Origin of the sequence: Embleya sp. NPDC059213 (assembly GCF_042754445.1) — a bacterium.
Lineage (GTDB): Bacteria > Actinomycetota > Actinomycetes > Streptomycetales > Streptomycetaceae > Embleya.
Genome location: NZ_JBHZAV010000003.1, coordinates 53534 through 77388 on the forward strand (window position 1 = coordinate 53534; position 23855 = coordinate 77388).

Here is a 23855-nt window from a genome sequence, read left to right on the forward strand (position 1 = left end):
TCCCGGGTGGCCGGGCCGCGGCTGGGACACTGGGGCGGTGCCCGTGATCATGCTCGACGACCCCGCCGACGCGCGCCTCGTCGACTACACCGACCTGACCGACGTGGAATTGCGCCGCCGCCGCGAACCGGCCGAGGGGCTGTTCATGGCGGAGGGCGAGAAGGTGATCCGCCGCGCGTTGGCGGCGGGATACCCGATGCGCTCGATGCTGCTCTCGCAGCGCTGGATCGAGACCATGGCGCAGGTGATCGAGACCGCCGACGTGCCGGTGTACGTGGGCAGTCCGGACGTGGTCGAGCGGGTGACGGGCTATCAGGTACATCGTGGCGCGCTCGCCTCGATGGGCCGCAAGCCGCTGCCGGCGGCCGCCGACGTGGTGGCGGGGGCGCGTCGGGTCGCGGTCCTGGAGGGCGTCAACGATCACACCAACGTGGGCGCGATCTTCCGCGGTGCGGCGGCTCTGGGCATGGACGCCGTGTTGTTGTCGCCCGATTGTGCGGATCCGTTGTATCGGCGTTCGGTCAAGGTTTCGATGGGTGCCGTGTTCTCGGTGCCCTACGCCCGCCTGGAGCCGTGGCCCGGTGGGCTGGACGCGCTGCGCGGGGCCGGTCTGACCCTGCTCGCGCTGACTCCCGCGCCGGGGTCGGTCGCGCTGAACGAACTGCCGGCGGCCGACCTGGAACGGTGTGCGCTGATGCTCGGCGCAGAGGGTCCCGGGTTGACCGCGAAGGCGCTCGCCGCGGCCGATCGACTCGTGCGGATCCCGATGTCGCACGGGGTCGACTCGCTCAATGTGGGTGCCGCGGCGGCGGTCGCCTTCTACGCGGTGAGCTACGGGTGAGCCGCGGCGGCCCCGGGCGCACGGGTCGGCGGCGCGCCTGTCGCGGGCTCATTCGTCGACGGGGATGTTCGCCAGGCGTTCGAACGGGGTCTTGCCCGATCGCTGGATCTCGTTGATCGAGTGGGTCCGGTAGAGCGCGGGCCGACGCGTGACCCGTCGGCCGCGCATGCGCTCCTTGCGGATCTCGGTGCCGCGCACCCAGATGTGCCGGCGGACCGCGTCCTCGGCGTAGTAGCCCCGACCGGTGAACCGATCCGGTGGCACCGGCAGTGCCTCGATTTCGCGGCGGGCGGTGCGCGCCGCGCTGACCCGGCGTCGGTAGTCGTGGAAGATCTGGAACGCGTACCGGTGCAGGTACTCGTAGGCCACCGGCGCCCCGCCGGACACCGTCAGGCTCGCGATCGACACCGCGTCGTGCAGCAGCGTCCCGGTGGTTCCGGGCAGTACCAACAGACCGTCGCGCACGGTGTGGTGCGGCTTGCGCTTGTGCTGGTGCTCGCGCTCCCGATTCACCGGGGGCGCCGGGTGCTTGCGCTGCCAGGCGGCGCGGTCGGCCAGTGCGGTGGTCAACCCGTGGGTGTGCCAACGCACGGTGGCGGTCGGTGTGCCCAGGGTGAGCAACACCCGGCGCAGATCGCGCGCGGCGCGGCCACCGAACGGCGTGCGCTCGGTCGCGAACAGCACGATGGGCAGCGAGGGTTCCGCCTCGAAGGGGGTCGGGTCCAGGAACCGCCGGTCGATGACCACGACGGTGTTCTGGTGCCGCCCGTAGGCCAGGCCCCACGACAGCCGGGCGAACAGCAGGGCGCCGGCCCGGTCGGAGAGCACGTGCCAGGAGTCGTGGAAGTGGTTGACGGCGAACCGGGTCGTGGTCGACGGTCGCAAGGTGATCAGCGTGTAGGGTCGTCCGTCCAGGTAAGCGACGGTCCGGTGCAGTTTCATCCGATCGTTCGCGTCCTGATTCGCGCCCGAAAGTGAGCGTTTGCGCGATTGGTTGGCAGTGATCCGCTTCCCTCTTTCTTGCGTTTCTTGAGACGTTTCTTCCGATCAATCGGAAATGGGCGTCAAGACCTTCCCTGATTTCTCCCACGACATGCCGATCGTGTCATGCCAATTTCGATCGAATGTGATCTTGGACTAGCGTGTGCGCGGAAGTGCAGTACGGTCGAGCGTCGCCCCGATTGGCGCAGTGGCCTGTTGGGGTCGCACGGGCGGCCGAAAATGTGGTTGTGCAGGGGAATGTCCTGTCACCCACACGCGGGATATTCGGTGGATTCGACCCGCACCAGGCGAAATTCCGCCAGTATGGGACGCCGCGCAATCGGATCAGGAACGGGAAGCGAGGCAAAGCTCGTTGGAGATCATGGGTGTACCCCTGGCCTGGGCCCTCGTCGGCTTGGCGGAACTGGTCGCCCTTATGGCGCTTGTGGCGTATCTGGTCGTCCGACGCCGCAAGGTCGACGCGACGGATACCGGGGAAGGATCCGACAACTGGGAGCGTGAGCAGGACCGCCGGCGGCGCAAGGAACTGATGTACGGGGTCGCCTCGTACACCCTGCTGTTCGTCTGTGCCGGTGTCGCGGCCGCCCTGTCGTTCCACGGCCTGGTCGGCTTCGGCCGGGAGAACCTCGGCTTGGCCAACGGCTGGGAATACCTGGTGCCCTTCGGGCTCGACGGTGCGGCGATGTTCTGCTCCGTGCTCGCCGTGCGCGAGGCCAGCCACGGTGACGCGGCGCTCGGTTCGCGGATACTCGTCTGGACGTTCGCCGGTGCCTCGGCCTGGTTCAACTGGGTGCACGCGCCGCGTGGCGACATGCACGCCGGTGCGCCGCAGTTCTTCGCCGGTATGTCGCTCTCCGCCGCCGTCCTGTTCGACCGCGCGCTCAAGCAGACCCGCCGGGCCGCGTTGCGCGAACAGGGCTTGGTCCCACGTCCGTTGCCGCAGATCCGGATCGTGCGTTGGTTGCGTGCGCCGCACGAGACGTTCAACGCGTGGTCGCTCATGCTGCTCGAAGGCGTGCGCACCCTCGACGAGGCCGTCGAGGAGGTCCGCGAGGACAAGCGGGCCAAGCAGGACGATCGCGAGCGTCGGCGGATCGACGGCAAGCGGGAGCGGGCGCAGCTCAAGGCGCTCAGTCGTGGTGAGGGCGGTGGCGGGCACTTCGGCCGCCGCGGCGCCGCGCGTCAGGAAATGGCTGCTCTGCCGGGAGGTGGCGGCTCCGAAGCACTCTCGGAGCCTGCTATAGCCGGAAACGACGTTTCCGGCCACGGCGGCTCAGCCGACTCGAACAACCCTTCCGGCCGTCCGGCTCTTGCCCCCTCCGCGCGAGCGAGCGAGCTCCCTGCGACGGCCGGCACCGGTGGCGAGCGGCGCGACGTCATCGACCTCACCGCCGAGGACGACACCATGACGTTGCCCCGGCTCGACTCGCTGGAGCGCAAACTGAAGGACCTGGAGCGCCAGTTCGGCTGACCGGACCGCGCGATCCGACGCGACGAGATGTGATCGCCACGAGGAGGGGCACCCGGCTTCGGCCGGGTGCCCCTCCTCGTGCGTCGGGTGGCTACGTCCCGCTCGTTGTCCTGTCGTGCCCCGAGTGGGGAACCGCCCTCGCCCGGTGTGGGGTTCGGCCGGGTCGGGGACCGGTGGGCTTTCCCTCCGGGCTTGCCGCTCAGACCCCGGCCGGGACCAGTACGCCGTCGGGGCCGACCACGTAGCGGGTCGTCACGTCGGCGACGTCCACGTAGGACTGGATGCGCACGATCGCGCCGTCCACCACCGTCCACCGGGTGGCGACCGCCTGCAGGTCGGCGGCCGTGGCCAGCGCCGCGACCGCGACCGGGGTGCCGTCGGCGAACCGGTAGAGCTCGACCAGATGGGTCGGCGGGCCGCCCGCCCCGGGGGAGCGGGTGAGCACCACGATCACGGCCGGCGCGCCGTCCAGGCTCGCCGGGACCACGTCGCCGAGGGTGACCCGGTCACTGCCGACCACCGCCGAGCCGTCGGTGAGGGTGACGGTGGCGCCGCCGGCGGAAGGGTCCGCGTAGGTGCGGTCGGACCAGCCGACGATCGGGATGGAGCCGTGTGCCGGACCGATCCGGAACGCGCCCGGGCCCGGCGGTGGCGGCGCGGGTTGGGCGACCGTCGAGGTCTTGGTGTCGTCCTTGTCGTCGCCGTCGTCGTTCTGGAACGCGGCGATGGCGAACGCGGCGATCGCGGTCACCACGACGAACACGATCAACTGCTGGATCAGCAACCGCCGTCGGTCCTCGGGCCGGCGTCGGTGCGGGGGGCCGGCGGTGCTCCCTGCCCGCGAGCGCGGCCCGTGATCGACCCGGCCGGCGCGTTTGGCGTCGGTGCGGTCCGGACGCTCCTGTCGGTCCGGCGTGGCACCGCGCGTCGGCTCGTTGCGTTCGCCGCGTTCGCCGCGAGTGACGTCGTGTCGCCCGCCGTCGGGTCGCCCCGCGTCGGCCCGACCCGGCTCGTGCCGCACCGGCTCCGCCCGCCCGGCCTCCGTCGTGCGCCCCTCGTGCCCACGTCCCTCGTGGCCGCGGCCGTCCGACCCACGCCCCTCGTGCGCCCGCGGGTCCGGTCGCCCGCCGTCGGGTCGGGTCGACTCGTGCCGGCCCGACTCGGGGCGGGACGTCGAACGTCCCTCGACCGGCACCCGCCCGGCCTCCGCCCGTCCCGACTCGGCCCGGCTCGCCGCGGCGCGCTCGGGCCGGGTGTCCTCGTCCCGCCGCGCACCGTCCCGGCGGGCCGCCTCACGCCTGGCCCGGTCCCGATCCCGCTCGCGCGTCGGAGTGGGAACCGTCCGGCCGCCGTCGGTCCGGCCCGCGGCGGCGACCGGGGCCGAGCCGGACGCGGTCGCCGCCGCGGCCGATCCGCGGCTCGGGGTGCCGCGTTCGGCCTCGCGTTGGCGTGCGATCGCGGCCAGCCGTTCGCGTACCTGTTCGGCGGACGGTCGCATCCGGGGGTCCTTGGACAGGCAGGCCGAGATCAACGGCACCACCTGCTCCGGCACCCCCTCCAGATCCGGCTCCTCGTGCACGACGCGGTACAGCAGCGCGTCCACCGGCCCCGACCCGAACGGCGGTGCGCCGCGGCCCGCGTAGGCCAGCGTGACGCCCAGCGCGAATATGTCGGTGGCCGGGGTTACGGTCTGCCCGCGCACCTGCTCCGGGGCCAGAAATCCCGGTGAGCCGACCGCGGTTCCGGTCACCGTCAGGGTGCCCGCGCCGTCCGCGTAGGCGATGCCGAAGTCGATGATCTGCGGCCCGTCGGGAGACAGCAGGATGTTCGACGGCTTCACGTCGCGGTGCACGACGCCGACCGCGTGTACGGACACCAGGCCGTCGGCCACCGCCGAGCCGACCCGGGCCAGGTCCAGACAGCCCAGCGGGCCGCGATCGCCGACTCGGCGCTGCAGCGAGGGGCCTGGCACGTAGACGGTGGCCAGCCAGGGGCGGTCGGCGCTCGCGTCGGCGTCCACGAGGGCGGCCGTGCGATTGCCGCGGACCATCCTTGCGGCGTCCACCTCGCGGGCGAACCGGGAGCGGAACTCCGGGTTCCCGGCCAGCTCTTGGCGGATCAGCTTGAGCGCGACCCGGTTGCCGTGTCGGTCCACGCCGAGATAGACCACGCCCATGCCGCCGGCGCCGAGCCGACGCAACAACCGATACGAACCGACGATGCGCGGATCCTGCCGTCGCAGCCGCACCATCGTCATGTGTGCCCGATCCCCTCGCGTGTTGCCGTCGTCCGGGTGTCGTGTGCCCGAATCCCCTGTGTGCGACACACGTTAGAGGAACGCCGGTGCCCGGCGCGGTAAGGCGCCCCGGAGTCGGCGCCGGACCACCCGCATCGGGGAGACGGTCGATGTCGGACCTGTGGGAGAAGATGGGGGTAATCGGTCGAAGGGGGCACGTATGAAGGGCGATCGGGTCGAGATAGTGGTCGACGCGGGCGACAGCACCAAGACCTACGAGATGACCGCGACGCGCGCGGGGCGCCGGCTGGATGTCGCGGTCCGCCGCGGTGTCGTCGAGGTGAGCGAACTGACCCGGACGGGCACCGTGGTGCGCACCGCGCGGTTCATGGCCAGTCGGGTGCTCGCACTGGTCGAGCAGCCGTTGGACCGCCCCGGCGCCGACTGACGCGTTGTCCGGTGGCTCGGTCGGCCGTCGGGTGCCGGCGGTCGAGTGCGGGCCGCCGGGGGCGGGTTCGCGGATCCGAGCCGACCCGCACCGGTAGCCTGTCCGGTCGAAGATCCGGACATGCCGGTGCGGGAACGGAACGGGGTGCGCCTAGGTGACGAGCCGTCAGGGCAGCGTGGGAGCCATCGCGCGGCGACTCGCGGACGCGTTCACCTGGCGGGAGACCCCGTGGGGCACCTTCGCCGACGCGTCCGGCTGGTGGCACGACCCCGAGGTGTTGGCCATGCTCGGTCCCGGACTCGGCGCGCTGCACGCGGAGGCGCGGCCCACCCTGATCGTCGGCATCGAGACCCGAGGTCTGGTCCTGGGGCCGATCACGGCGCTGCACCTGGGCGTCGGCTTCGTCGAGATCCGCAAGGATCGACGGATCGTGGGCGACGGGGGGCGGCCCGGCGAGGACCCCATGTTGCGCGCCGCCACCCCACCCGAATACCAGGACGGCGGCCTCACCCTGGTGGTCCCCGGCCGGCTGTTCCGCCCGGGCGATCGCGTGCTCCTGGTCGACGAGTGGATCGAGACCGGCGCGCAGGCCAGCGCCGTGCGGCGGATGGTCACCGAGGCCGGCGCCGACTGGATCGGCGCGGCGGTCGTGGTGGACGCGTGCGCGCCGCACGTGCGGGCCCGACTCGACGTGCGTGGCCTGCTCACCGAGGACGACCTGCCGGCCTGAGCCCGAACCGGGCCGCGCCGGCGCGGGGGCGATCGCCCCCGGCGCGGTCAGGCCGCCGTCGTGGTTTTCTCCCGCTCGTGCTCGTGTTCCTGCTCCTGCTCGCGCAACAGCGCGGCGCGTTCGGTCTCGCCCAGACCCGCCCACACACCTCGGCGTTCCGGGACCGACATCGCGTGCTCGTGGCAGCGCCGCCGCACCGGGCAGGAGATGCAGACCTTCTTGGCGACCCGCTCGCGGGCCCGGCGCTCGCCGGGTCGCTCCTGGTCGTCACCGAAGAAGAGCCCGGCGTCCAGGCCCCTGCATGCCGCGTCCTCCTGCCACCCGTAACGCGGTGGTGTCGGTATGGCGATCCGTGTGGTCCCCATCGCCCCGTTCTCCTCCTGCTCGACGGTGCCAACGGTCAACGCGGGTCCCCATCCCGGCGGACCCTCATGCTCCTACCGACGCACCGGGTGGGAGACCGGTTTCCTCCCGCCGGGAATTCGGCTCCCGTTCGCCCAGGGTTGAGGGCGATCCCTCACCCGGGGTGTTTCGGGCACCTCAACAACCAGGTCACAAGTCGGCCGTACGCCTGCCCGATGGCCGACGCCCGCCGGCGGTCCGGGTAGCGTGATCGAAGACCTCCGGCGGGCTGCCGGGGGTTCGTGGACGTTCGGGAGGAATCTGGTGGGCAGCAAGATGCGGCGGATCCCGTCGGCCGTGCCGTTGGCGTTGTCCGTTGTCGTGGTGGCCGCGCTGACCTCGTGCAGCGGCGGCGGCGACGAGAAGAAGGACACGTCCGAGACGACGGCCAGGAACTTCCTGACCGCGTGGCAGAGCGGCGATCTGCCGAAGGCCGCGTCCTTCACGGACAACCCCACCACGGCACAGCAGGGACTGGACACCACGGGCAAGCAGCTCGGCATCGTCAAGGCCGAGTACAAGCCCGGTACGTACACCAAGGGCAAGGACAACGCGCCCGCCACACTCAGCTACAACGCGACGCTGACCCTCAAGGGCGTGACCGACCCGGTCAAGATCGAGTCGACCGTCCCGGTGGTCACCGCGAACGGCAAGACCACCGTGCACTGGACACAGTCCATCGTGCACCCGCAACTCGCCGACACCGGCAAGATCAAGCGTGACCGCACGCTGCCCAAGCGCGGCGAGATCCTGGACCGCTCGGGCAAGGCGCTGGCCACCTCGACGCCGGTGGTGGCGTTGTCCCTGTGGCCGGCCAAGATCACCAACCCGGACGCGCTGTACGCCGCGCTCGCCGACCCGCTGTTCGACCTGGACATAGCCAAGCTCAAGTCCCGGGTCGCGGCCGCGGATCCGAACCAGTCGCTGCCTCTGGTGACCCTGCGCAAGGAGAAGTGGGACGGCAACGGCCAGCTCAAGCTGGCCGGTCTGGGCGGGATACAGGTCAAGGAGAGCACCCAGCAGGCCAGCGACGTGGCGAAGCAGATCGTCGGCACCGTCGGCTCCGGCGACAACGCGGACCTGCTCAAGAACGCCGACCCGAGCGCGTCCTCCGCGGACTCGGTGGGCGCTTCCGGTCTGCAGTATCGCTACGAGAAGAAGCTGGCCGGCACCGCCGCGCTGAAGATCAGCATCGTGGACGCCGCCGGCTCGGAGAAGACCACGCTGGTCGATGTCAAGGGCAAGCCGTCCGAGCCGCTGAAGACCACCCTGGACCCGAACACGCAGAAGCGGGCCGAGGAGGCGCTCAAGGCGGTCACCGGCGGCAACAACGCCTCGATCGTGGTGATCGACGCCAAGACCGGAGGCATCTCGGCCGCCGCGAACACCCCCGCCAACGGCGACAATCGTGCCTTCACCGGTCGGTACCCACCGGGCTCGACCTTCAAGACCGTGTCCTCCGGGGCGCTGCTGCGGGCCGGCCTCAAGCCGACCGACAAGGTGCCGTGCGAGAACACGCTCGTGGTCAACGGCCAGACCTTCAAGAACTACGACGGTCTCCAGCCGATGCCCAACGCGCTCTTCCAGGACGACTTCGCGCAGTCCTGCAACACGGCGTTCATCGGCAACCGGTCGAAGATCGAGAACGACACGCTGAACAAGCTGGCGGCCGATCAGTTCGGGATCGGCGCCAAGTGGGACGTCGGCACGGTGACCTTCGACGGCTCGGTGCCCGCGGCCAACAGCGAGAACGACAAGGCCGCGTCGATGATCGGCCAGGGCCGGGTGCTGGCCAGTCCGCTGGTGATGGCCTCGGTCGCGGCGACGATCGCCTCCGGCAAGTTCAACCAGCCGGTGCTCGCGCCGGACGACGTGCCCGGTCGGGTGCCCTCGCACGATCTGGACCCGGCGATCGCCGGTCAGCTCAAGGCGCTGATGCAGGGCGTGGTGGCCAACGGCTCGGGCAAGATGCTTCAGGGCATCCCGGGCACCGTCGGTGCCAAGACCGGCACCGCCGAGTTCGACGAGAAGGGCGAGACCCTCACGCACGGCTGGATGATCGCGTTCAAGGACGATGTCGCGATCGCGGTGCTGGTGGAGAAGGGCAAGTCCGGCGGCTCGGCGGCGGGACCGGTGGTGAAGGCCTTCTTCGGCTGATCCGCCCGTGATCGGGTGCGGTGTCGGGCAGTTCCCCCGCTCGGGGGCGATCCGGATCGTCCGCGCCGGTCAGCTTGCGCAGCAGGGGCAGTTCCCCCGCACGAGGGGCGATTTCACCCACCTGCGGGGGAGTTCCCCCACACGATCGACGAGACGGCCCCGGCGCACATCGTGCGTCGGGGCCGTCTCGTGCGTCGGGACGCGCCTTGTGCGCTCCCTGTGCCTCCGGAGACACCTGGACACGGTCCGTAGGCGATGCGAGCGTGAGTGGTGACCGGCAATGACAGCGGCGATCGTTTTCGCTCTCCGAAGGGAGTCGACGTCATGTCGAACAATGTCACCCTGGTGGCCCGGGTTCCGGTGCTGCCCTCCGCCGACGCGGATCGTCCGATCGAGTTGAGGTTCGGTCCGCACACCGACGCCGAAGGCCGTCCCACGACCGAGTGGACGGTCGAACGACTGACCGCGGACCAAGCCGTGAATCTGGTGGAGGATCTGGCCGCGATGCTGGGCCTGAGCGTGGTCGCTCCGGCCGAGCTTCGGGTGGTGTCCTGACGGATCTCACCACCGTGCCCGTCCCACTCGCGTGGCGCCCCGTGCGCCGTACGGGTGGGACGTCGGCGTGCTGCGGCGGCTTTCGGGCCGGCGGGCCGCGCTCGCGCCGCACAATGGCCGCGTGAGCAGCAAGACCGCAACAGAACCGAGTACGGCCGCCGGCGATCCGCCCACTCGCGCGCCCGGTGCCGCCGGCCGCCGCGAGCCGCCCTTCGGCCCGGTCGGCGGGCGCCGCAAGGAGGCGGATCCGCGCCCGACGGGCCCGCGGGTACGGATGTTCCTCCCGGACGGACAACACCTGGAGGTCACCCTGGTGAGCTGGCATCAGTACCGGGACGGCAGTTGGCGCGCCCGCGTGCGCTGGCCCGTCTGGGGGGCGTACGGCTTCGCCGCCGACGTGCAGACCAGGGCCTGGGCGATGGAGTCGTTCGTGCCCGCGAGCGTACTGGGCCCGCTCGACGGCCAGGACTACGGCATCGTGCGCCGGGATCGACCGCGCGTGCAGGTGCCCAAACAGCAGTGAGCCGGTCCCGGTCGGGCGCGCGTGACGCGCCGGCGCACGCCGGGCGGGGCACGTCCGGGCACACCCGGGCGGCGAACGCGCGAACGTGGACGGTACAGTCCATAGCTTGCGGTGACGAAACGGCAACACGGTTTCCCCGAAACAACGGGCAACGGGTACATGTGTCCTAAATCCTGTTGCTCCAGGGTTGCCGGCCACCGATGCTTGCGGCATGTTCGATCCGGTCATCACCTCGCATGACGCTCTCCTTGGCCTGCTCCGCAGCGGCCACGGTCAGGGCGCCCGGCGGGCCCTCGTCGCCGACCGCGTCGCTGTGCTCGACGCGCTCGACGGCTGTGTGGTCCGCGATCCCCGTGCCGTTCCGGCCACCGAGTCGCGGTCGCTGTACTACGCACGCCTGTACACGGACCTCGACGCCGGTCTCGACGGCCTCGCCCGACATCTCCTGTGCGACGACGACTGGACGGACGAGGACGCGGACCGCACCGCGCTCCCGCTCGCCGTCCTGGGCACCCTCGCCCGTCTCGGCCGCGCCGACGCGACCGCGCTGCTGCGCGCGTACGTCGAGGAGGGCCGCGACTGGGCGGAGGCGTTGGACCGGCTCGCCGCGGTCGGCCAGGACACGGCCCTGGCCGGTCTGCTGGAGGTGGTCCTGGAGCGCGGCGAGGACGACGAGCTCTACGACTGCGTCAAGCGCTCCACCGGGATGCGCCCGTGGCGGGTCTGGGCGGCCGAGAACGAGCGGGTGCGCGCGGTCGTGGAACAGGTCGACCTGGACTGGTGGCGGTGGGAGTTGACCCGCTCGATCAAGATCCCGACCGGGCCGCCGACCGCGCCCGCGCAGACCGTCGACCAGGTGCTCGCCGAGGCCGCCGACGGTCCCCGACAATCGCTCGCGTGCGGACGACGGCTGAGCGCGGTCGCCGGGCCCGAGCACCGCGGCGCGATCCTGGCCGCCGCGTGGGCCGGGCCGGACGGCGCCAGATCGGCCGCGCTGAGATACCTCGGCGAACAGGGCGACGGCGCACTCCTGGACCTGGCCGAAGGGGCACTCGCGCCGGAGACGCCGGCCGGGGTGCGGCTTGCCGCCGCGCACGCCATCGGCGGCCTGCGCAGCCCGGCCGCGGTCGCCCGGGCCCGGGTCTGGGCCGGCCGCGAGGACCTGCTCGGCGAGGTCGCGGTGCGGATACTGGCCGGCGCCGGGGAAGCCGTCGACGGGCCGATCCTGCTGGACGCCCTGCGCACCCGGGTGGCCGCGCCGATGCGCGTCGGCGACCCGATCACCGATCAGGCCGACCACTTCCGCCTGTGCGACCTGGTCGCCGGCATCGGGCGGCTGGCCCTGGTCGACGCGCTCGACCTGGTCAAGGGCGTCTACCAGGAGGCCGCGTCCGCCGGCCTGCGCGCCTGCGCGGTGCAGACGCTGGCCCGGATAGAGCCCTCGTTCGCCGCCGACACGGCCGTGGAAGCCCTGTGGGACTGCCAGGCCGACACCCGATTGATCGCCGCGCGCCACGTGGACGCGCGCCGCCCCGAGGCCGTGACGCGACTGCGCCGGCTTGCGGGCGACCCGGCCGAGCAGGACGACGTGCGCACCGCCGCCCTGGCCAGGCTGAGCGAGATGTAGCCGCACACCCGCCGCCCCGCGCCCGTTCGGCCCCCTCCGGCGCGGGCGGGCGCCGAACCTGTCGGCGAGACGTCCTAGGCTTTACTCCCATGACCGTTCCCGCCCGAGCCGGCCTGCCCGGGGAAGCGCCGCCGACTTCCGGCCCGGCGCTGCCCCCGGGCGCGGCACACCCGCGCTCCGGGGTGACCGAGGAGGGGCTCGCCCGCCGCCTCAAGGCCCTCGCCTGTACCGCGCCGCTGCACGACCTCGAGGCGCGCAAGGCGAACCTGGCGGGCGAGTACACCGTCTACGCGATGGCCGAGCTCGGTCTCAGCGCGATCGACCTGGTCACCATCACGATGGACTTCGACACCGGGGCCGACCACGACGAGATCGTGGCCCGGCTCCGCCCCCGGGTGGCCGCGCAGGCCCCCGGGCGCGACCCCGCCGAGTACGAACGGGTCGCGCGCTGGGTGTTGGAGAACCTGATCAACGTCGGCAGCGTGGACCGCGGCTTTCGCGCGGTCTACGGGATGTGGACCCGAGAGGGTGAATACATCCGCCGCGACTACGACTTCAAACTGCTCGAAGAGGTCCCCGGCCCGGACGGGCACATCTTTCTGCGCGCCACCGACGAGGCGATCAACGTCCTGGTCGGCGCACTGGACACCGACGTCACCAGCGCCCAGATCGCCGCCGACGTCAAGCTCGAACACCTGATTCGGCGCGGCCGGTTGGCCGAGGCCAGGTTCGCCGCCGAACAGGCCCGCTACCGCACCGTGCAGTACGCCGAATCGCTGCGCCGCGCGCTGGACGCGACCCGGCGCAACGTGCGCGCGGTGGACTGGTTGCAGGGCGTGCCGGACCTGATCGACGAGGCGTTCGAGCACGTCGCCGACCGCTACCGGCACGAGAACGCGATCCTGATCAACATCCGGCGGGCCCGGGACGAGGCCGAGGAGAGCGAGCGCAAACGCGGTGCGGCCGAACTGGTCGACATCGTGCAGGACTGCATCCGGCGGCACACCCAGTTGCAGACCCGGTTGATGGAGGCCGGCCCGCTGTTCCGGGCCGAGCAGGACCGGCAGGCGTTCGCCGCGCCGAGCACCCGTACCGGGCTCGACCTCTACGGGCAACTGCTGGGCCCGCTCCTGGAGTTGCCGGTCGGCGACGCGCGGCGGGTGAGCGACCGGTTCTTCGCCGCGGGCACCGGGCTGCGCACGCCGGTCGCGGTGCGGCTGCACGACCTGACCGAGATGTTGCTCACCCCGCCCGCGCCGCGCGACCACCTGGGCGCCGAACTGCCCGAGCCGGACGTCTCGCTCACCCCCGACGACAGCCGCTACAGCGAGAGCCAGCACGACGCGGCGGCCCGGCTCCTGGACATCCCGCCGGAGACCCCACGCCGGCTCTCCGGGCTGCTCGCCGAGGCCCGCGAAGGGGATCCCGACCTCGGCTACCTGGTCGCGCTGCTCGCCTTCCACGCGGCCTCCCCGCCGGTGGGCACCGCGCTGCGCCAGGGCGATCGCACCCTCCTGGTGGCCGTGGACGACGGCACCGAACTCGACGACCACGAGGTCGGCGGCGCCGACCTGATCATCGGCACGGCGGTCCTGACCGGCGCGCGACCCGAGCCGGAAGGGCCCACCCCCGCATGAACCACGACACGGTCACCGAGGCCGCGCCGATCACCTCGGCCGACGTCGGCGACGCCGCCCGGCTGGTCGCCTTCGGGCTCCAGCCCAAGTTGCTGCCCGCGCGCGACGCCGAGTACGGCGACCTGATCCGCAGACACCGGGAGGACCCGCGCTTCGCCGCGCTGGCCGGGGCGGTCGCGGCCGGGCTGGGGCTGGTGGTGCTGGAGGTGTCGCCGCGCGCCGGGATGGCGGTCACCGCCGGCGAGGACTCGGTGTTCGCGGTCCGGATGGGCGACTACGCGCGCCGGGCCGGTACCGAGTCGGCCGACCGGTTCCTGCACGGCCTCGCCCACCTCGCGGTGGCCGCGATGGCCTTCCCGCGCCCCGAGGACCTCGCCGACGACGCCTACGTGGGCCGGCTCAGCGTGCACGGCGTGGACGCCTTCGTGCGCCAGGCCTGCCTGCGGCTGGAGGAACGCGCCGAGCAGCGCGGCGAGATCAGCGACCCCGAGGTGGACGGCCCCGGCCTGGAGGCGGCCTGGCGGGTCTACGCCCGGCGCAGCGCCACCGGCGCGACCAAGGACGCCCGCAGGTTGGCCGCGTCCACCATCGGGATCGTGGCCAAGGCGGTCGCGTTCCTGGTCGACTCGGGCTTTTTGCAGCGGGTCTCCGACGACGCGGGCGGTACGTACCGCAGCACCGCCCGCTATCAGCTCCAGGTGCGCGACACGGCCGGTTCGGCGGCCATGTCCGAGCTGCTGGAGCTGGGTGTGGTGGCGGTCACCGACGGCAGTCCGAGTCTGCTGGCCGCCGCGATCGACGGCGGCGAGCTGGCGCCCGGCGCCGGCCTGCCCTTCCACGGGGTCTGACCCCCGGTCGTCGCGGCGTCGGGCCGGGCCGTTTCGGGCCGATCCGGCGGCGAACCCGGTCCGTCGTGTGCGGTCCGCGGGCGCCGGGTGCCCCGACCGTCGGGTGTTTTCCCCGCCGGGAGATCGTCCGTCGGACGATCCTCCCTTGTGTGATGTCTTGTCCTGTGCTTCGACCAGAGAGATTTGACCGCCGATGTACGAGCTGTCCCGGGTCCGCCTGTTTTCCATCGGGCCCGCCGGTGCGCGTTACGCCGACACCGTGCTCGACCTGCGCGGCGTCGGTGCGCCCGTGCCCGATCCGGCGCCCAGGCAGGCGCAGCTCTTCGAGGGCGAGCCGGTCGGGCCGCCGCGCCGACCGGCGCCGGCGGGCGTGTTGTTCCTGGAGAACGGCGGCGGCAAGTCGGTCCTGCTCAAGCTGATCTTCTCGGTGATGTTGCCCGGACACCGCAACACGCTCGGCGGCGCCAGCTCGGGCGTGCTGCGCAAGTTCCTGCTCGCCGACGACTGCGGGCACGTCGCGCTGGAATGGCAACACGTGCTCACCGGCGAGACGGTCGTGGTCGGCAAGGTCAGCGAGTGGCGCGGGCGCCAGGTCTCCTCGGACCCGCGCAAGTTCGCCGAGAGCTGGTACTCGTTCCGGCCCGGCCCCGGGCTCACCCTGGACGGGCTGCCGGTGCAGGTCGGCGGGCGGCGGCGGACCATGCGCGGCTTCCGCGACGCGATGAGCGAACTGCACAAGGTCTACCCGGACGTGGACGTGGTGTGGGAGGAGATCCACGACCGCTGGATCGAGCACCTGAACGCGCTCGGCCTGGATCCCGAACTGTTCCGCTACCAGCGCGAGATGAACGCCGACGAGGGTGAGGCGGCGGGTCTGTTCGCGGTCAAGAACGACGCGGACTTCGTCGACCTGCTGCTGCGCGCGGTCTCCGATCCGGCCGACACCGACGGGCTGGCCGACCTGGTCGACGGGTTCGCGGTCAAGCTCGCCCAGCGGGCCGAACTGACCGCCGAGCGGGACTTCGTCGAAGGCGCGGTCGAACTGCTCGACGCGGTGGGCGAGGCGGCCGGCCGGCGTACCCGGGTGCGGGCGGCGCATCGCGGCGCCGAGGACACCGCGCGCGGCCTCGGCCGCGAACTGGGCGCCCGGGCCGAACGCGAGCGTGAACGGGCCGCCGAACTGGCCCGCCGGGTCGCCGAGTCCAGCGCCGCGGTGGAGGCCGCCGACCGGGCCCGGGCACATGCCGCGCTGGTCACCGCCGAGATCACCCACCGGCACGCCGGGATGCGGCTGACCGGCGCGGAGAAGGACGCCGCGCGGCTCAAGCGCGAACTGGGCGACGCCCGCGGGCTGCACTCGGCCTGGTTGGCCACCGAGGCGGTGCTGCGGCACCGGGCGGCGGTGGACCGCGCGGAGCGGGTGGACGTGGCGATCCGGGCGGCCGAACGCGACGCGGCGCCCGCGCTGGCCGCCCGTCAGGAGGCCGCCGGCGCGCTGGTGCGGGCGCTGCACGCCGCCGCCGCCGGGGCCGAGGGCCGGGCGGACACCGAGGAGCGCCGGGCCGCCGAGTTGCAGGAGCGCGGCGAGCGGGCCCAACGGGCCGCCACCACCGCGGCGACCGAGGCGCAGCGCACCCGCAGCGAGGCCGCGCACCTGCGCGGCCGGCTCGCCGAGGTGGGCGCCGAGCTCGACCTCGCGGTGCAGGCGGGCTGGCTCGACGACGACGGTGATCCGGCCGAGTCCGCCGCGCACGCCTCGGACGAGGAGAAGGAGGCCGCCGCCGCGTGGGCCGAGGCCCGGGCGAGCGCCGAACAGCTCGCCGCGGGAGTGCGCGAGGCCGAGTCGGCGCGCGGGCGGGCCGAGTTGGTCGCGGCGCGGGCGGCGGACCGGCTGGGCGTGGCCGAGGCCGACCTGGCCGCGGTGCACACGAACGCGGCGGCGCTGGCGGCCGAGCCGCGGGTGCGCGAACTGCTGGGTCCCGACGCGGAGGAGGCGGTCGGCGAGCAGGCCGCGCGGGCCTTCGACCGGGCCGCCGACGTGCTGCGCGAACTGCTCGCCGAGGCGGTCACCGACGGTGAGCGCACCCTGTTCCAACTGCGCACCGGCGCCGCCGACGACTCGCGGATCCTGGGTGCGCTGGGCGACGGCGGTCTGCTGCCCGCCGGACCGGACGTGCTGGCCGCGGTCGAACTCCTGGGCGAGCACGGCATTCCGGCGCTGCCGGGCTGGCGCTACCTGGCCCAGTCGGTGCCCGCCGAGCGGCACTCGGCGGTGCTTGCGGCCCGGCCCGAGCTGGTCGACGGCGTGATCGTGACCATGCACGACGCGATGGGCCGGGCCGCGGAGGTGCTCGCCGAGGCCGCGTTGCTGCCGCGCTCGGCGGTCGCGGTGGGCACGCCACAGGCGCTGCTCGAACCCGGCCCGGACCGCCCCGACACGTTCCTGGTGCCGCCGAACCCGGCGATGCACGACGAGCGCGCCGCCGACACCGAGCGGGACGCGCTGCGCCGGCGGGCGGGGGAGCGGCAGGAGGCGATCCGGGTGCGGGCCGCGCGCCTGGAGGGCGACCGGGCGTTGGCCGGGCGACTGGCGACCTGGCGGGCCGCGTGTCCGGCGGGGCGGCTCGACGCGCTGTTCGAGGCGGTCACCGACGCGCGGCTCGAACTGGCCGCCGCGCAGGCCGCGGGCGAGGCCGCGGAGATCGCCGCGGTGAGCGCCGAGCAGGCCCGGGCGCAGGCGGTGGATCGCCGCGATCGGCGGATGGACGCCGCGCAGACCGCGCGCCGGCGGGCCGACGCGCTGGCCGGGCTGGCCTTTCGGCTGCGCGAGCGGGCCGGCTGGGGGCGCCGCATTCGCGAGTTGGAACAGGAGACCGGCGAACACGAGGCGGGCGTCGAGGCGGACCGTACGCTGGCCCGGACCGCCGACGAGGACCGCCGGCAGGCGCAGCGCTCCGCCGACGACGCCCGGCGTACCGCGCGGGCGCTGCGTGAGGAGCGGGCCGAGATCACCGGTGCGCTGGAGGAGCAGGTCGCCGACGTGCCGGCCGACGAGGCCGCCGCGCGTGCGTCGTTGCCCGCGTTGCGTGAGGCGTACCGCACGGCCCGCGCGCTCTACGAGAAGGTCGGCGTGGGCGCCGACCTGCGCGCCGAGCAGGCCCGGGCGGAGAGCGAGGAGTCCGCCGCGCAGAGCACGCTGGACCGGCTCAGTGCGAAGGTGCGTCGTCAGGCGGCCGAGCTCCTGGACGGTTTCGACGGCTCCGACGGTCCGTCCCGGTTGGCCGCGGCCGGCCGCGCCGAGGATCACGTACGCACCCTGGAGGGTCGGGCCGACGCGGCCAGCGAACTGCTGGGCCGACTGCGCGGCGAGGTCGAGCGGCATGCGCCGGCCGAGGGCCGCGAGCATCACCTGGACCTGCCCGAGGAACAGCGGCCCCGGGACGGCGCGCACGCGCTGGAACTGCTGCGTGCCGCCGGCTCCGAGCACGCCGCCCGGACCGAGGCGCTGACCTGGGCCCGCGAGACGCACGGCCGGCTGGCCCGCGAGCACACCGACGCCGACCACGCGGCGGGCGCCTTCGGTGAGGTGGCCGCCTCGCTCACGGACACGCTGCCGGCCGTGCCGGTGGACCCCGAGCAGCCGCCCGCCATCCCCTTCGCGGGCCCGGTCGCCGACGCGCGGGACGCGGCGACCACGTGTCGGCGCGCGCTGCGGGCGGCCGCGGCCGACCTGTCCGCCGCCGAGGCCCAGGTCCGAGACCGGACCGAGACGCTCGTGCGGCACGCGGGCGCGGCCCGGTTCGAGCAGGTCCGGATGCCCGCCCGGCAGCAGATCCGGGAGCTGCCGCCGGCCGCGCTGGCCGAGCACGCGCCCGCGTGGTCGGCCGCGTTCGCACCGCGGCTGCGCGTACTCACCGACGAACTGCGCCAGATCGAGCGCAACCGGGACAGCATCGTGGACCGGATGCGCGGCATGGTCGAGGCCGCGTTGACCACGCTGCGCGCGGCCCAGCGGTTGTCCCGCCTGCCGGAGGAACTCGGCGAGTGGTCCGGCCAGGAGTTCCTGCGCATCCGGTTCGACGAGCCGGACGCGGCGGGCCTGGTGGAGGCGCTGGGCGAGGTGGTCGACGAGGCGACGCGCACGATCAAGCGTGGCCGGGACGGCACGGTCGGCGGCGTGCGTCGGGACGGGATGACACTGCTCCTGCGTGGGGTGCACGCGGCGTTGCGCCCGCGCGGGGTGCAGGTGGAGATCCTCAAGCCGGACTCGGTGCTGCGGGCCGAGCGGGTGCCGGTGGGGCAGATGGGCGACGTGTTCTCCGGCGGGCAACTGCTCACCGCGGCCATCGCGCTGTACTGCACGATGGCGGCGCTGCGCAGCAACGATCGTGGTCGGGCCCGGCACCGGCACGCCGGGACGTTGTTCCTGGACAACCCGATCGGGCGGGCCAACGCGTCCTATCTGCTGGAGTTGCAGCGCGCGGTCGCGGACGCGCTCGGCGTGCAACTGGTGTACACGACGGGCCTGTTCGATACCACCGCACTGGCCGAGTTCCCGCTGGTGGTGCGGCTGCGCAACGATGCGGACCTGCGTGCCGGGCTCAAGTACATCTCGGTCGAGGAGCACCTGCGGCCCGGGTTGCCGGTGCCGCAGGATCCGGACGCGCCGCAGATCGTCGGCGAGATCCACGCGACCCGGGTCTTTCGCCGACCGCCCGAGACCGCCGCGGAGCCGATCGGTTAGCGCGGGTCGGTCGGGCCGGACGGGTCGAAGGCGCCGGCCGGGCCGGCGGGAAAGGGCGCGTACACCGCGTCCGTGCGGTCCCGTCGGCCCGTGCGCATGCCCTCGGGCACCGGCCACTGTCCGGCGGCGTCGTCGACCCGGACCCAGTCGGTGACGGCCACCCGGCGGGCGATCCGCCACACGCCCTCGCGTCGGGCGAAGTCGTCGATGTAGCGGAAGCCGGTGATCAGGTTGCCGCTGGGCGCCGGGTCGGCGCTGCGATGGAAGGCCGTCCCGTACGTCTCCGAACGGGCGAGATCGGGCGTGTCGTCGCGGAATTCCACCAGGTGGTTGCCGGTGAGATGCATGGTCGAGGTGTACCGGGGGAGCAATCGCCCGATCCATGCGAGGTATTGGTCCACCGTCCCGATGAAGCTGCCGTGCTCGTCGGTGGCGTCGGGGTGGTAGCACGCGCGGACGGCGTCCAGGTCCATCCGGTCGATGCCCCGGCAGTAGCGCAGGACCACGTCGTGGATGGCCTGACGGTCGATCAGCCTGCGCAGCTCCAGGTCCCTGCCGAAGTCGTTCATGACGCACGACACTACGGTCGGGAGGCATACATCCGGCCGGCCGGGGGGACACCGAACAGTTCCGGGCGGCGACGACGCGGCGACGACGAGGGTGATCAGATGGAACCGGCTCTGCGCGAACACGCGGGCACCGTGCGGGAGCTGGCCTCGCGCTGGCTCGACTCGATGTTGAGCGACCCCGGGGTGCGGGGGGCCGGCGGCGACGTGGTGTGCTCGCCGACCGGTCTGTGGCTCGCGCTCGCGGCGGTGGCCACCGGAGCGGAGGGCGACACCGCGGAGGAACTCGCCGATCTGGTCGGCCTGGCGTGGCGCGAGTCGGCGCCGGTGGTGAGCGCGGTGGCGCGCGATCTGGCCGGCACCGAGGCGCTCGCGGTGGCGACCGGGGTGTGGAGCGCGGTGCCGCTGCGCGAGGGATTCCGGGCGGCGCTGCCGGGCATCGGGTTCGGCGCGTTGCGGGCGCAGGCCGAGCTGGACGCGTGGGTGGCCCGGGCCACCGACGGGCTGATCGAGCGCATACCCGTCGAACTCGACGCGTGGACGCGTGTGGTCCTGGTCAACGCGCTCGCGCTGCGGGCCCGCTGGCACGAGGAGTTCGACGTCGCGCGCACGCACGACCGGCACTTCCACGCCGCCGACGGCACCCGTACCCCGGTGCCGACGATGCACCGCGAGGTGCCGGCTTCCCAGGTGTGGACGATTTCCGGCCGGGACGGCGAGGTCACCGTGGTCGAGTTGGTGTGCGCGGGGGAGCAGCCCGCCCGGGTGCGGTTCGCGCTCGGCCCGGAGCACGCGCCGCCGGCGTCGGTGATCACCGCCGCGTGGGCGCCGCGCGACACGGGAAAGGCGTACGAGGGCGAGGACGTCGAGGTGCGGCTGCCGCGCTTCGAGCTGCGCACCCGGCTGGAGGTGCTGCCGCACCTGATCGACCTGGGGGTGCGGACCGCGTCGACCGACGACGCGGACTTCGGCGGCATGACGGACGAGCCGGTGCGGATCGACCAGGTGGTCTAGGAGTCGCTGTTGCGGATCGCCGAGGAGGGCGTCGAGGCCACCGCGCTGACCACGGTCACGCTGGACTGGATGAGCCACGAGCCCGAACCGGTGCGGCGGCTGGTGGCCTTCGATCGGCCGTTCGCGTGCGTGGTGATGGACGCGTCCGGCTACGTACCGCTGTTCGCGGCCTTCCAGGCCACGGCACCGCGGGACGCGCCCGATCAGGGGTTGTGACGGCGGATCGAGGTGATCGGCCCGCTCGTCAGGCCCAGTGCCGTGCCACCGCCGCCCGCGCGGCGCGTGCGTACGGTGCGGCGCCGAGCCCGACCAGCCCAGGATTGATCACCTCGACGCTGACCAGCCCGTCGTACCCCTTGGTCAGCAGCGCGTCCCGGAACGTGCCGAGCTCGAACACCCCTTCGCCGGGAAAGACCCGTCGCGACATGCACTCGGTGTAGAAATCCGCGCCCGGCGGCAGCAGTTCGGGGTGGTCGTCGATCTGCACGTAGGCGATCTCGGCGACCGGCAACGCGTCGAGTGTGGCCCAGGTGTCCGCGCCCTGGAAGAAGTGCCACGCGTCGACCAGGACACCGGAGTTCGCGGTCCCCGCGTGCGCCACCAGGGTGCGGGCGTCGGCGATGGTGGCGACCGGGGTGAACGGCAGGAACTCGACCGCCGCGCGCGCCCCGGCCTGCGCGATGATCTCGGCGCAGCGGGCGAACAGGTCCGCGCAGCGCGCGTCGGGCGCGAGCATGACCATCCCGAGCGCGAAGTCGGCGCCGAACGCCGCGCACGCCTCGGCCACCTGCCGCGCCCCGGCCAACGCGGCGGCCTCGTCCGCGTCGACCACGAAGCCCAGCATCTCCGGGCAGCGCAGCCCGGCCGCCGCCACCTCGGCGGCGAGTTCGGCGAGCGGCCGACCGTAGCCGAGCACGGAGAACACGTCGAGGCCGATCGCGGTGAACCCGGCGTCGTGCACCGCCGCCAACAGCTCGGGCAGGGACGGGGGTTCCTTCGTCCCGGCGAACGGCGAGAAGGCGAACGTGTTGAGGCACAGGGTCGACATGGCATCTGACGGTACATCAGGTATTCGGCCGGTTGTGGTAGTCCTGATCAACCATCAGGACCGCGGAGGAGCACGCATGAGCCAGTCCCGATACGGCATCACCGTTCCGCTGAACGCGCCGCTCGCCGACCAGCCGCGATTGTTGCGCGAACTGTGCGCGGCCGGCTACACGGACTTCTGGTCGGCCGAAGTGGACGGCCCGGACGGCTTCACCCCGCTCACCGTGGCCGCCCTGGCCGATCCGAACGTGCGCCTGGGCACCGCGATCGTCTCGCCGTACACCCGCGGCCCCGCGACGCTGGCGATGACCGCGGCGGCGCTCGCCGAGGTGGCTCCGGGGCGCTTCCACCTGGGGATCGGCGCCGGGTCCGCGCCGATCGTCGAGGGCTGGAACGGGGCGAGGTTCGACCGGCCGTACCAGCGGGTGCGCGACACCGTGCGGTTCCTGCGCGCGGCGTTCGCGGGGGAGAAGGTGAGTCGGGACTACGAGACGTTCTCGGTGCGCGGCTTCCGGCTGTCCCGGCCGCCGCAGAGCCCGCCGCCGATCCTGGTCGCGGCGCTGCGCCCGGGGATGTTGCGGCTGGCCGGGCGGGAGGCGGACGGCGCGATCCTGAACTGGCTCTCCGCCGCGGACGTCGAGCGGGTGGTGCCGTACGTGCACGAGGGCGGGCCGGACAAGGAGATCGTCGCGCGGATCTTCGTGGTGCCGATCGAGGACCGGGACACGGTGCGGGCGATCGCCCGGCGGATGATCACGAGCTACCTGACCGTGCCGGTCTACGCCGAGTTCCACCGCTGGCTGGGCCGCGCCGAGGAACTGGCGCCGATGTGGGCGGCCTGGGCCGAGGGCGACCGCAAACGGGCCCTCGACCTGGTCCCCGACGCGGTCCTGGACGACCTGATCGTGCACGGCGGCCCCGACCGCTGCCGGGCCGGAATCGCCCGCTACGTCGAGGCGGGCGTCACGGTGCCGGTCCTGGCGATCGTCGACCCACGCCCCGACGCCGACCCGATCCGGGCGGCACTGGCGCTGGCGCCCCGGGCGCGATGACCGGCCCGGCCCGCCCGGTCACAACCCCAGGACCCGCAGCGCGTTGGTGCGCAGGAACCTCGGCCACACCTCGTCCTTGAACCCGACCCCGGGCAACTCGGCGAAGATGCGATCCAGGGTCAGGCCGTACGGGAAGTAGCCCGCGTACAGGATCTTGTCGGCCCCGCGGGTGTTCGCGTAGTCGACGATCGCGCGCGGGTAGTGCTTGGGCGCGAAGGCCGACGAGGACCAGTGCAGCCCGGGCCACTTGAGCATCAGCTTGACCGCCAGGTCGCACCACGGCTCGCCGCCGTGCCGCATCACCACGGTGAGTTCGGGGAAGTCGTAGCAGACCCGGTCGAAGCGCATCACCTCCTGCGCGGCGGCCGGCACCCGGGGGCCGGGGATGCCCGCGTTCACGAACACCGGCAGGCCCAGCTCGACGCAGGTCGCGTAGAGCGGATAGGCCAACCGGTCGTCGATGGGCACCGGCGGTGTGCACCCGCACGGGAAGAAGGTCGCGGCCACCACCCCCGCCTCCTCGCGCGCCCGGCGCAGACCGCGCACGCCCGCCATCACGTCGGTGGGGTCGACCTGGAAGCTGCCGAGCAGCCGATCCGGGTGCCGGCGGACCGCCTCCAGGGTGTCCGGGTCCTCGAACGAGACCGGGATCAGCGCCTTCTCGACGCCGAACCGGTCCATCTCGCGCAGCAGGTCCTCGGCCGAGGAGTCGGTGCGCTCCATCTCGGGCAGGTCCTTGAACATGTACCCGGCCGGGTGGGTCATCCCGGTCCGGCTGTCCTGGTCCCGCAACGTGCCCGCCATCGCGGTGGCCCACCAGCGCCGATCGCGGTTCGGCAGGCCCATCAGCAGGTCGACCACGCCGATACCGTCCGCAAATCCCATACAAACCCTCCGCTGAAACGGAAACGATCCCGGAGTCGAGGGGGATCGGCAGTGCCGAGAACCCCGCCGA

At 73.1% G+C, this 23855-nt stretch carries 20 protein-coding genes; 14 read left to right on the forward strand and 6 right to left on the reverse strand.

Features of this window, described 5'->3' with window-relative positions; translation table 11 throughout:
* Nucleotides 1-49 precede the first annotated feature (49 nt).
* Nucleotides 50-841: a TrmH family RNA methyltransferase gene (locus tag ACFXMF_RS01955; protein ID WP_379990479.1), complete on the forward strand. Its 792-nt coding sequence runs from the start codon at nucleotides 50-52 to the stop codon at nucleotides 839-841.
* Between the two features lie 48 nt (nucleotides 842-889).
* On the opposite strand, the gene ACFXMF_RS01960 is transcribed toward ACFXMF_RS01955, so the two are convergent.
* Nucleotides 890-1783: a hypothetical protein gene (locus tag ACFXMF_RS01960; RefSeq protein ID WP_379990469.1), complete on the reverse strand. Its 894-nt coding sequence runs from the start codon at nucleotides 1781-1783 to the stop codon at nucleotides 890-892.
* 412 nt (nucleotides 1784-2195) lie between these two features.
* Between ACFXMF_RS01960 and ACFXMF_RS01965 the strand changes: the two genes are divergently transcribed.
* A complete protein-coding gene (locus ACFXMF_RS01965; protein ID WP_379990468.1) occupies nucleotides 2196-3314 on the forward strand; it encodes a DUF2637 domain-containing protein in 1119 nt (372 codons plus the stop codon).
* Between the two features lie 199 nt (nucleotides 3315-3513).
* Here ACFXMF_RS01965 and ACFXMF_RS01970 read toward each other — a convergent pair whose 3' ends face one another.
* Nucleotides 3514-5571 (reverse strand): protein kinase, encoded by a 2058-nt coding sequence (locus tag ACFXMF_RS01970; protein ID WP_380020490.1) that lies wholly within the window; start codon nucleotides 5569-5571, stop codon nucleotides 3514-3516.
* A 199-nt stretch (nucleotides 5572-5770) separates the two neighbouring features.
* Between ACFXMF_RS01970 and ACFXMF_RS01975 the strand changes: the two genes are divergently transcribed.
* Together ACFXMF_RS01975 and ACFXMF_RS01980 are read left to right on the forward strand one after the other, a co-directional pair.
* Nucleotides 5771-5998, forward strand: a complete 228-nt coding sequence (locus tag ACFXMF_RS01975) for a hypothetical protein (RefSeq protein ID WP_020548744.1) — start codon at nucleotides 5771-5773, stop codon at nucleotides 5996-5998.
* A gap of 154 nt (nucleotides 5999-6152) precedes the next feature.
* Complete coding sequence (locus ACFXMF_RS01980; protein ID WP_360306237.1) at nucleotides 6153-6728, forward strand: phosphoribosyltransferase family protein; 576 nt, start codon at nucleotides 6153-6155, stop codon at nucleotides 6726-6728.
* A gap of 47 nt (nucleotides 6729-6775) precedes the next feature.
* Here the strand turns inward: ACFXMF_RS01980 and ACFXMF_RS01985 are convergent, their stop codons facing one another.
* The gene (locus ACFXMF_RS01985) at nucleotides 6776-7132 is read right to left on the reverse strand and encodes a WhiB family transcriptional regulator (RefSeq protein ID WP_360306235.1); all 357 of its coding nucleotides are present in this window, start codon (nucleotides 7130-7132) and stop codon (nucleotides 6776-6778) included.
* A 262-nt stretch (nucleotides 7133-7394) separates the two neighbouring features.
* On the opposite strand from ACFXMF_RS01985, the gene ACFXMF_RS01990 reads away from it, so the two are divergent.
* The 7 genes from ACFXMF_RS01990 to ACFXMF_RS02020 all read left to right on the forward strand — a co-directional run bounded on the left by ACFXMF_RS01990 (nucleotide 7395) and on the right by ACFXMF_RS02020 (nucleotide 19221).
* Complete coding sequence (locus tag ACFXMF_RS01990; protein WP_360306233.1) at nucleotides 7395-9287, forward strand: penicillin-binding transpeptidase domain-containing protein; 1893 nt, start codon at nucleotides 7395-7397, stop codon at nucleotides 9285-9287.
* Nucleotides 9288-9611: 324 nt separating this feature from the next.
* Nucleotides 9612-9842: a hypothetical protein gene (locus ACFXMF_RS01995; RefSeq protein WP_360306231.1), complete on the forward strand. Its 231-nt coding sequence runs from the start codon at nucleotides 9612-9614 to the stop codon at nucleotides 9840-9842.
* 121 nt (nucleotides 9843-9963) lie between these two features.
* Nucleotides 9964-10365: a hypothetical protein gene (locus ACFXMF_RS02000; protein WP_379992418.1), complete on the forward strand. Its 402-nt coding sequence runs from the start codon at nucleotides 9964-9966 to the stop codon at nucleotides 10363-10365.
* Nucleotides 10366-10576: 211 nt separating this feature from the next.
* Nucleotides 10577-11992: a HEAT repeat domain-containing protein gene (locus ACFXMF_RS02005; RefSeq protein WP_379992419.1), complete on the forward strand. Its 1416-nt coding sequence runs from the start codon at nucleotides 10577-10579 to the stop codon at nucleotides 11990-11992.
* An 89-nt stretch (nucleotides 11993-12081) separates the two neighbouring features.
* Nucleotides 12082-13629: a hypothetical protein gene (locus ACFXMF_RS02010; protein WP_360306225.1), complete on the forward strand. Its 1548-nt coding sequence runs from the start codon at nucleotides 12082-12084 to the stop codon at nucleotides 13627-13629.
* Nucleotides 13626-14477, forward strand: coding sequence for a hypothetical protein (locus ACFXMF_RS02015; protein WP_360306223.1), 852 nt, complete (start codon nucleotides 13626-13628; stop codon nucleotides 14475-14477). The genes ACFXMF_RS02010 and ACFXMF_RS02015 overlap by 4 nt, the downstream gene beginning before the upstream one ends.
* A gap of 193 nt (nucleotides 14478-14670) precedes the next feature.
* Entirely contained in the window at nucleotides 14671-19221 is a 4551-nt protein-coding gene (locus tag ACFXMF_RS02020; protein WP_380017637.1) for a hypothetical protein, read from the forward strand.
* Here ACFXMF_RS02020 and ACFXMF_RS02025 read toward each other — a convergent pair.
* A complete protein-coding gene (locus tag ACFXMF_RS02025; protein WP_379991509.1) occupies nucleotides 19218-19790 on the reverse strand; it encodes a nuclear transport factor 2 family protein in 573 nt (190 codons plus the stop codon). The two genes, ACFXMF_RS02020 and ACFXMF_RS02025, sit on opposite strands and share 4 nt — an antisense overlap.
* A gap of 99 nt (nucleotides 19791-19889) precedes the next feature.
* Here ACFXMF_RS02025 and ACFXMF_RS02030 point away from each other — a divergent pair, with 99 nt between their 5' ends.
* Nucleotides 19890-20801, forward strand: coding sequence for a serpin family protein (locus tag ACFXMF_RS02030; RefSeq protein ID WP_379991510.1), 912 nt, complete (start codon nucleotides 19890-19892; stop codon nucleotides 20799-20801).
* A gap of 9 nt (nucleotides 20802-20810) precedes the next feature.
* Nucleotides 20811-21017, forward strand: a complete 207-nt coding sequence (locus ACFXMF_RS02035) for a hypothetical protein (RefSeq protein WP_379991511.1) — start codon at nucleotides 20811-20813, stop codon at nucleotides 21015-21017.
* Between the two features lie 28 nt (nucleotides 21018-21045).
* Here the strand turns inward: ACFXMF_RS02035 and ACFXMF_RS02040 are convergent, their stop codons facing one another.
* Nucleotides 21046-21849 carry a sugar phosphate isomerase/epimerase family protein gene (locus ACFXMF_RS02040; protein ID WP_379991512.1) on the reverse strand — a complete coding sequence of 268 codons (804 nt, stop codon included), beginning with the start codon at nucleotides 21847-21849 and terminating at the stop codon, nucleotides 21046-21048.
* 76 nt (nucleotides 21850-21925) lie between these two features.
* Between ACFXMF_RS02040 and ACFXMF_RS02045 the strand changes: the two genes are divergently transcribed.
* Entirely contained in the window at nucleotides 21926-22900 is a 975-nt protein-coding gene (locus ACFXMF_RS02045) for an LLM class F420-dependent oxidoreductase (protein WP_379991513.1), read from the forward strand.
* An 18-nt stretch (nucleotides 22901-22918) separates the two neighbouring features.
* Here ACFXMF_RS02045 and ACFXMF_RS02050 read toward each other — a convergent pair whose 3' ends face one another.
* Nucleotides 22919-23785, reverse strand: coding sequence for an amidohydrolase family protein (locus tag ACFXMF_RS02050; RefSeq protein WP_360306211.1), 867 nt, complete (start codon nucleotides 23783-23785; stop codon nucleotides 22919-22921).
* Between the last annotated feature and the right edge of the window lie 70 nt (nucleotides 23786-23855).